This is a genomic window from Modicisalibacter sp., assembly GCF_055145905.1.
Genome location: NZ_JBSREH010000045.1, coordinates 47,989 through 56,001 on the forward strand (window position 1 = coordinate 47,989; position 8,013 = coordinate 56,001).

General features: G+C 67.0%; 7 protein-coding genes. 1 reads left to right on the plus strand and 6 read right to left on the minus strand.

Going from position 1 to position 8,013, the window contains the following annotated elements:
* Position 1: 1 nt before the first annotated feature.
* The 6 genes from ACTCB7_RS13655 to ACTCB7_RS13680 form a co-directional block, all read right to left on the minus strand.
* Complete coding sequence (locus ACTCB7_RS13655; protein ID WP_463007085.1) at positions 2–751, minus strand: SDR family oxidoreductase; 750 nt, start codon at positions 749–751, stop codon at positions 2–4.
* A 223-nt stretch (positions 752–974) separates the two neighbouring features.
* Positions 975–2,402, minus strand: a complete 1,428-nt coding sequence (locus ACTCB7_RS13660) for an FAD-binding oxidoreductase (RefSeq protein ID WP_463007086.1) — start codon at positions 2,400–2,402, stop codon at positions 975–977.
* Positions 2,403–2,421: 19 nt separating this feature from the next.
* Positions 2,422–3,678 carry a TRAP transporter large permease gene (locus tag ACTCB7_RS13665; protein ID WP_163648522.1) on the minus strand — a complete coding sequence of 419 codons (1,257 nt, stop codon included), beginning with the start codon at positions 3,676–3,678 and terminating at the stop codon, positions 2,422–2,424.
* The gene (locus ACTCB7_RS13670) at positions 3,675–4,160 is read right to left on the minus strand and encodes a TRAP transporter small permease (RefSeq protein WP_163648523.1); all 486 of its coding nucleotides are present in this window, start codon (positions 4,158–4,160) and stop codon (positions 3,675–3,677) included. The genes ACTCB7_RS13665 and ACTCB7_RS13670 overlap by 4 nt, the downstream gene beginning before the upstream one ends.
* A 61-nt stretch (positions 4,161–4,221) precedes the next feature.
* Positions 4,222–5,274: a TRAP transporter substrate-binding protein gene (locus ACTCB7_RS13675; RefSeq protein WP_463007087.1), complete on the minus strand. Its 1,053-nt coding sequence runs from the start codon at positions 5,272–5,274 to the stop codon at positions 4,222–4,224.
* A gap of 190 nt (positions 5,275–5,464) precedes the next feature.
* Positions 5,465–6,769 (minus strand): L-fuconate dehydratase, encoded by a 1,305-nt coding sequence (locus tag ACTCB7_RS13680; RefSeq protein ID WP_463007088.1) that lies wholly within the window; start codon positions 6,767–6,769, stop codon positions 5,465–5,467.
* Positions 6,770–6,922: 153 nt separating this feature from the next.
* Between ACTCB7_RS13680 and ACTCB7_RS13685 the strand changes: the two genes are divergently transcribed.
* Complete coding sequence (locus ACTCB7_RS13685; RefSeq protein ID WP_163648526.1) at positions 6,923–7,894, plus strand: LysR family transcriptional regulator; 972 nt, start codon at positions 6,923–6,925, stop codon at positions 7,892–7,894.
* The last annotated feature ends 119 nt before the right edge of the window (positions 7,895–8,013 follow it).

The window sequence follows — 8,013 nt, forward strand, 5'->3', positions numbered from 1 at the left end:
ATCAGGCCAGCCAGCCGCCATCGATGACCGAGAAGGTGCCGGTGGTGTAGGCCGACTCGTCCGCGGCGAGGTAGGTGGCCAGCGCGGCGATCTCCTCCGGCGTGCCCAGGCGCCCCAGGGGCTGGCGCGCGATGAACTCGGCATGCACGTCGGCCTCGCTGCGCCCCTGCTCGGCGGCCTGGTCGGCAATGCGCTGCATCAGCGAGGGCGAGCTCACCGTGCCCGGGCAGATGGCGTTGCAGCGAATGCCCCGGGTCAAATAGTCCACCGCCACCGATTTCGTCAGGCCCAGCACGGCGGCCTTGGTGGTGCCGTAGGCGAAGCGGTTGGGCACGCCCTTCAGGCTCGAGGCCACCGAGGCCATGTTGATGATGCTGCCGTGCTCCCGGTCCAGCATGCCGGGCAGGAAGGCGCGGATCATCCGATACATGGCCGTGACGTTGAGCGACAGGGAGCGCTCCCAGGCGTCCTCGTCGCAGTCGAGCAGCGAACCGCTGGCGACATGGCCGGCACAGTTGAACAGGATGTCGATCCCGGGCAGGGACCGGGCCAGTTGCGCGATGGCCCGGGCATCGAGCACGTCGAGCCGGTGGATCTCGATACCGGGCACGTCCGCCAGGCTTTCCAGCTTGTCGGTGGCAATGTCGGTGGCATGCACGCGGGCGCCCTCGGCCGCGAAGCGGCGCGCGGTCGCGTTGCCGATACCCTGACCGGCGGCGGTCACCAGGGCGGTCTTGTCTCGAAGTCGCATGGCGGCCTCATGGTGGCGGTGTCATTGGCTGACATATTGTATGACAGGTTAACAGCGTGACTGTCATGTCGAGTATGGTACAGCCGGTGACGACTTGCCATACCCGGCGGTGCGGCGGGCATTGGCTTTTCGTCGAGGGGCGCGAAAACGAGGGGAAAGTGGGAGAAGAATGGGCGGCATGTCCCGGATGCCATGCCGGCACCCGGGAAGCCAGGTGAAGATTTCAGTGACGCCGGGGCAGGATGCGCCCGGGACTCATCAATTCCTTGGGGTCGAACAGCTGCTTGATGCCCTCGAGCAGTTCACGCTCCACCGGGGCCAGGGCGGCCAGGTAGGGGACCTGCTTGACTCGGCCGATGCCGTGTTCGGCACTGATGCTGCCGTGGTAGACGTCGACCAGCGCGAACAGCTCGGTTTCCAGGTCGTGCAGCAGGGCCTTCTTGTCAGCCAGCTCGAGCTCGGCCGGCGGCAGCAGGTTGAAGTGCAGGTTGCCGTCGCCGATGTGGCCGTAGGCGATCACCGTGGTGTCCGGCGAGTGGTCGGCCATCAATTGGCTGGCGGCCGTGAAGAAGTCCGCCAGGGTCGAGATGGGCAGGGCGATGTCGGTGCGCAGGTGTTCCCCGCGCAGCTGCTGGCCCTCGACCATGCGCTCGCGGATCTGCCACAGGCGCTCGGCCTGGGTGTCGCTGCCGGCCAGCACGCCGTCGAGAATCTGTCCGGCCGCCATGCCGGTCTCGAAGAGATGTTCGATCATGGCGTCGAGATCCAGCGGGCCGCTGGCGGCGACCTCCAGCAGCACGTAGACGGGATAGGGGCTGTCCAGCGGATCGGGCAGCGAGGGATCGGCCTCGAAGGCGAGTTCCAGGCAGGCGCGCGGGATCAGCTCGAAGGCGCTGAGCAGGTCGCAGCAACTGCGTCGCGCCTGGCCGTAGAGGGCCATCGCCGCGTTCACGTCGGGCACGGCCACCAGGGCGGTACGCGTGTTGTGCGTCCGGGGAGAGAGCTTGAGCACCGCACCGGTGACGATGCCCAGGGTGCCCTCCGCGCCGATGAACAGCTGCTTGAGGTCGTAGCCGCGGTTGTCCTTGTGCAGGGCGTGCATGGCGTTCCACACGCGGCCGTCGGGCAGCACCACCTCCAGGCCCAGCACCAGCTGGCGCATCATGCCGTGGCGCAGCACGTTGAGGCCGCCGGCGTTGGTGGCGACGTTGCCGCCGATCTGGCAACTGCCCTGGGCGCCGAGGCTCAGCGGGAAGTCGCAGTCGTGCTCGGCGGCGGCGTCCTTGACCGTCTGCAGTACGCAGCCGGCGTCCACGCTCAGGGTGAAGTTGAGCGGGTCGATGGCGCGAATCCGGTTCAGCCGCTCGAGGCTGATCACCAGCTCAGGGCGTTCGGCGTCGGGAAGGGCGCCGCCCACCAGCCCGGAATGCCCGCCCTGGGGCACCATGGGGATGCCGTGGCGGTGGCAGTGGGCGACGACCGCCGCCACCTCGTCGGTGGTGCGTGGCCGGGCGACGAGCAGCGGTTCGCCACGTCGGTCACCGGCCCAGTCGGTGGTGTAGCGGGGCAGGTCGGCCGGGTCGTCGACCACCCCGGCATCGCCGATACGCTCGACGAGGAAGGCCTTCAGGGACGCGGGATCGAGGGGCATGGCGGGCTCCTTTGCAGCGTTACCGATACCAGAGAATCAGGTCAGGGAAGATCAGGAAGGCGGCCAGCAGCAGCAACAGGGTCAGGTAGAAGGGCAGCAGGCTCTTGACCAGATGTTCCATGCCCACCTTGCCCACGCCGCAGCCGACGTAGAGCACCGTACCCACCGGCGGGGTGATCAGTCCCAGACCGAGGATGAACGACATCAGCACGCCGAAGTACACCGGGTCGATGCCCAGCTTGACCACCACCGGCGTCATCAGCGGCGCCAGGATCACCATCGCCGGCGTCAGATCCATGAAGAAGCCCACCACCAGCAGGAACAGCGACAGCAGCAGGAGCAGCAGCAGCTTGTTCTCGGTGATCGCCGACAGGCTGACGACCAGTTGCTGCGGAATCATGTTGGCGGTCAGCAGCCAGGCCAGCACGCTGGCGAAGGCCAGCAGCAGCATGACCACGCCGGTCAGCCGGCCGGTGGCGATGCACAGCTGGAAGAAGCGTTTCAGGGACAGGCTGCGGTAGATGAACATCGACACCGCGATGGCGTAGATCAGGGCGATCGCCGCACTCTCGGTGGGGGTGAACACCCCGGAGAGGATGCCGCCGACGATGATCACCGGCAGCAGCAGCGCGAGCAGCGAATCCTTGAGTGCCAGCCACAGCTCGCGGAGCTCGAAGGGCTGGCCCTTGCCGGTCTTGCGGGCCTGCAGGAAGGTGGTGACTGCCAGCCCCAGGGTGATCAGCACGCCGGGCACGATGCCGGCCATGAACAGCTGCGAGATCGAGGTATTGGTGACCACCCCGAACAGGATCATGGGGATCGACGGCGGAATGATGATGCCCACCACCGAGGCGGCGACCACGATCGCCGTGGCCAGCGGGCCGCTGTAGCGGTGCTGCTTCATCGGCTCGATCATCATGCTGCCCACCGCGGAGGCGTCGGCCACCGCCGAGCCGCTGATGCCGCCGAAGAACATCGAGGTCAGCACCGCCACCTGGCCCAGCCCGCCGGCGACGAAGCCCACCAGGGCGCTGGCCAGCCGTACCAGGCGCTGGGCGATGCCGCCCTGACTCATCACCTCGCCGACCAGGATGAACAGCGGAATCGCCAGCAGCGGAAAGGAGTCGAGCCCGTTGACCGCCTGGGCGACGATGGGTGACAGCGAGTAGTCGGCGGCGAAGAAGATGAACAGGCTGATGGCCGCCAGCCCGAACGAGATCGGTAGGCCGATGACGATGCAGATCGCCAGCCCGACGAGAATGCTCCAGAGAATCATGAGGCGGTCCCCCGCAACAGCTTGACGAGCGCCAGGGTATTGGCGATCAGGGTGAGCACGGCCATGACCGGCATGGCGCTGTAGAGCACGGTTCTGGGTATCTGCAGCATTGGCGTGGCGCTGGTGAAGCCCGACAGCTGGTCACGGAAGCCGAGCAGGATGCACACGCAGACGATATAGATCACTGCGATGCACAGCAGGGCGAACAGCTTGCGCAACGGCGCCGGGGCCTTGTCCTGAAAGTAGGTGACCGCGACGTGCTCGCGGTCGATGCTGCCCAGTCCGGCGCCGAGCAGCACCAGCCAGATGAACAACACGCGGGAGAGTTCCTCGGCCCAGGCGTAGGAGTAGTTGAGCACGAAGCGGCCGAAGACGTTGGCCGCCACGCAGAACACCACGCCCAGTACCAGCAGGCCGACGGCGATTTCCAGGGTGGTCTTGAGCAGGGCGAGCGCACTGCGGGAAGAATGGGATGCGTTCATGGCGCCCTCCGAATACGGCGCGTCGGGCGAGCGTCAGCGCCCGCCCGACGCCGGTCGGTGATTACTGGGAGACCGCGCGGACCTTGTCGATCAGCTCGCCGCCGATCTTGTCGCGCCAGTCGTCGTAGACCGGGGCCACCGTCTCCTGGAAGGCCTTCATCTGCTCGGGAGTCAGCTCGGTGATCTGCATGCCCGAGTCGGCCAGCTCCTGCTTGATCTGGTCGTTCATGGAGCGGCTGACGTGGCGTTCGTAGTCGCCCATCTGCTTGGCGGCGTCACGCAGCAGCTGCTGGTACTCCGCCGGCAGCTTGTTCCAGAAGCGCTCCGACACCAGGGTGATGAACGGCGTGTAGACGTGGTTGGTCTCGGTGGCGTAGTCCTGCACCTCGTTGAACTTGGAGGACTGGATGGTGATCCAGGGGTTCTCCTGGCCGTCGACCACGCCCTGTTCCAGCGCGGTGAACAGCTCGGCGAAGGACATCGGCGTGGGGTTGGCCCCGAGGGTGCGCCAGATATCCAGGTGGATGGGGTTCTGCATGGTGCGGATCTTGAGGCCGTCGAGATCCGCCGGCGAGCTGACCGGGTGCTGGCTGTTGGTCAGCTGGCGATAGCCGTTCTCCGCCCAGCCGATCGCCACCAGGCCGTTGGTCGAGGCGTCCTCGAGCATCTGCTGGCCGATCTCGCCGTCCAGCACCTGGTCGGCTACCTCCGGGGTGGGGAACAGGAAGGGCAGGTCGAAGAGGGCGAACTTCGGGAACATGCTGACCAGCGGCGAGGTCGACGGCGCGGTCATCTCCAGGGTGCCGGACTGCAGGGCGCTGACCGCCTGCAGGTCATCGCCCAGCTGCGCGCCGGGGAACAGTTCGACCTTGATGTGGCCGTCGCTGCGTTTCTCGACGATCTTCTCGAAGTACTCGAGGCCGCGATACTGGGCGCCGGACTGGGTAGTGCCGATGCTGAACTTGATCTTGAAGTCGCCGTCGGCCTTGACGACGTCGCCCTTGACGTCGGGGATCGGCGGCATCTCGCTGGCGGCGCTGGCCTGCAGGGCGGTCAGGCCCAGCAGGGCGCCGCCGATCAGCGAAGTCACGCGGGTCATTGTGGTTGTTTTCATGCTTGGCTCCTTGGAGTGGCTGACGTGTGCGAGACACGTGGCGTGTGCCGGGCGGGCCGGGCCCATCCCGGGCGGTCATGCGCAAACTATGTGGCTTAATGTCTGCTTCTTTTTTGTCTATGTTGAACCTACACGACTTTGGCGCTCGACGAGACTTGGCCGTTGGTCGAACATGGCCTGAGGGGAGCGCTCATGACTGCCAGGCTTCACCCTCGGGGAAGACATGGCGCTCGAGTGACTCGGCGTGCATGGTGATGCTGTAGCCCGGGGCCTCGGGCAGCCGGTAGCGGCCGCGCTCGATGCGCACCGGATCGAGGAAGTGCTCGTGCAGGTGGTCGACATACTCGAGCAGCCGCCCCTCCAGCGAGCCGGACACGGCGATGTAGTCGAAGGCCGAGATGTGCTGGGTGTACTCGCAGAGCCCCACACCGCCGCCGTGGGGGCAGACCGGCACGTCGTACTTGGCGGCCAGCAGCAGCACCACGATCACCTCGTTGAGGCCGCCGAGTCGCGCGGCATCGAGCTGGCAGTAGTCGATCGCCCCGGCCTGCAGCAGCTGCTTGAACATCACCCGGTTGTGGCAGTGCTCGCCGGTGGCGACGCCGATGGCCGGCGCCAGGCGTTCGCGGATCTCGGCGTGGCCGAGGATGTCGTCCGGGCTGGTGGGCTCCTCGATCCACAGCGGATCGAACTCGGCCAGGTCGCGCATCTTGGCGATCGCCTCGTCGACGTCCCACATCTGGTTGGCATCCATCATCAGGCTGCGCTGCCAGCCGATCTCCTCGCGCAGGATCTGCGCCCGGCGGCGGTCTTCCGCCAGGTCGCCGCCGACCTTCTGCTTGAAGTGCTCCCAGCCTTCCTCCAGGGCCTCGCGGGCCAGGCGGCGCATCTTGTCTTCCGAGTAGCCCAGCCAGCCGGCGGAGGTGGTGTAGCCTGGGTAGCCCGACTCGCGAAGGTGCGCGATCCGTTCGGCCTTGCCGGCCTCGTTGCGCTTGAGGATGGCCAGCGCCTCCTGGGGCGTGAGGGCGTCGCTGACGAAGCGGAAGTCCAGGCAGCGCACCAGCGCCTCGGGCGTCATGTCGGCCAGCAGCTGCCAGACCGGCTTGCCCTCGCGCTTGGCCCACAGGTCCCAGACGGCGTTGATGATCGCGGCGCTCGCCAGGTGGATCACGCCCTTCTCCGGGCCCAGCCAGCGCAGCTGGCTGTCGCCGCTGGTCAGCTCGCGCCAGAAGACGCCCATGTCGGCGGTGATGGTTTCCAGACGCTGGCCGACGATCCGCGAGGCCAGCGAGCGCACGGCCGCCACGCACACCTCGTTGCCGCGGCCGATGGTGAAGGTCAGTCCGTGGCCTTCCAGGCCGTCGCCGGCATCGGTGGTGAGGATCACGTAGGTGGCCGAATAGTCCGGCGCCGCATTCATCGCGTCCGAGCCGTCCAGGTCGCGCGAGGTGGGGAATCGAATGTCGCGCACGTCGAGGTGGGTGATGGTGGTCATGCCTGCTCCTTGCCATGTTGCCGGTCGTCGCCGGGACTCAAGCCTCTTGGCAAGGTAAGCGGGAATTGCGATAACCTTCCAATCAAAATTTTGTTACTGCGATTTCTTCTGGTTATCAAAAGGCGCGCCTTGCCGTGCCGGGGAGCGACGTCCATGGACCCCCTGTCATCTACCCATCTTTTTGGCTGGCTGCGCTTCAAGCATCTGGTGCTGCTGACCACGCTGGATCGCAGCCGCAACCTGCATGCCGCGGCACGTGCCATGCACCTGAGCCAGCCGGCGGCGAGCAAGATGCTGCGCGACCTGGAAGGCTTCTTCGGCTTCGCGCTGTTCGAGCGGCTGCCGCGTGCCATGCTGCCCACCGAGCTGGGCGAGCCGGTGATCCGCCATGCCTGGCGGCTGCTCAACGAGGCGGACCGACTGGTCAGCGATATCAATGACCGGCGGGCGGGAGGCTACGGACGCCTGCTGATCGGCGCGATCGCGGCGGCGGCACCGGAGATCCTGCCGGCGGCGATCGCCCGCTTGAAGCGCGAGCGTCCGCGGCTTTCCGTCCACCTGCAGGAACAGACCAGCGACCGGCTGCTGGTCGAGCTCGAGTATCGGCGGCTCGACCTGGTCATCGGCCGTCTGACCCATGTCAGCCAGCACAACCAGTTCGACTTCGAGCCGCTGCGCGACGAGCCGCTGCGGGTCGTGGTTCGACGCGGCCACCCCCTGGCGGCGGGCGACGGCATGCCGGATCTGGCAACGCTGAGCCGCTGGCCGTGGATCCTGCACCCGATGACCAGCCCGATGCGCGGCGTGTTCGAGGCGGCGCTGGCGGCCGAGGGCGTGACCTCGCCGGACAATGTGGTCGAGACCACCTCGATCCAGACCACGCTGCAGCTGCTGCTGGATTCGGACATGCTGGCGGTGCTGCCGCGTTCGGTGCTGCGGCGCCCGCTGGAAAGCGGTCAGTACGTGCTGCTCGAGCGCATCATCGGCAAGCCGCTCGATTATTACGGGATCATCACGCGACGTGACGAAGCGCTGCCTTCGGCGGCCCAGGCTCTGATCGATCATCTGCGGGAGCTGGCGGCGCGTCCCTTCGAGGGCGTGGCGGGGGAGGAGACGCCCCCCTGAAACAGCGACGGGACGGCCGTGGCCGTCCCGTCGGGGTCCTGCGTGGGTTGCGCTAGCACCGCTTAGAGCTCATCTCCTCCAAACTCCAGCAATGGTGGGCGCCGGGGACAAGGCGAAGC

Coding starts and splice junctions, on each gene's coding strand:
- ACTCB7_RS13655 (WP_463007085.1), bottom strand. CDS start 751: ATGCGACTTCGAGACAAGACCGCCCTGGTGACCGCCGCCGGTCAGGGT.
- ACTCB7_RS13660 (WP_463007086.1), bottom strand. CDS start 2,402: ATGCCCCTCGATCCCGCGTCCCTGAAGGCCTTCCTCGTCGAGCGTATC.
- ACTCB7_RS13665 (WP_163648522.1), bottom strand. CDS start 3,678: ATGATTCTCTGGAGCATTCTCGTCGGGCTGGCGATCTGCATCGTCATC.
- ACTCB7_RS13670 (WP_163648523.1), bottom strand. CDS start 4,160: ATGAACGCATCCCATTCTTCCCGCAGTGCGCTCGCCCTGCTCAAGACC.
- ACTCB7_RS13675 (WP_463007087.1), bottom strand. CDS start 5,274: ATGAAAACAACCACAATGACCCGCGTGACTTCGCTGATCGGCGGCGCC.
- ACTCB7_RS13680 (WP_463007088.1), bottom strand. CDS start 6,769: ATGACCACCATCACCCACCTCGACGTGCGCGACATTCGATTCCCCACC.
- ACTCB7_RS13685 (WP_163648526.1), top strand. CDS start 6,923: ATGGACCCCCTGTCATCTACCCATCTTTTTGGCTGGCTGCGCTTCAAG.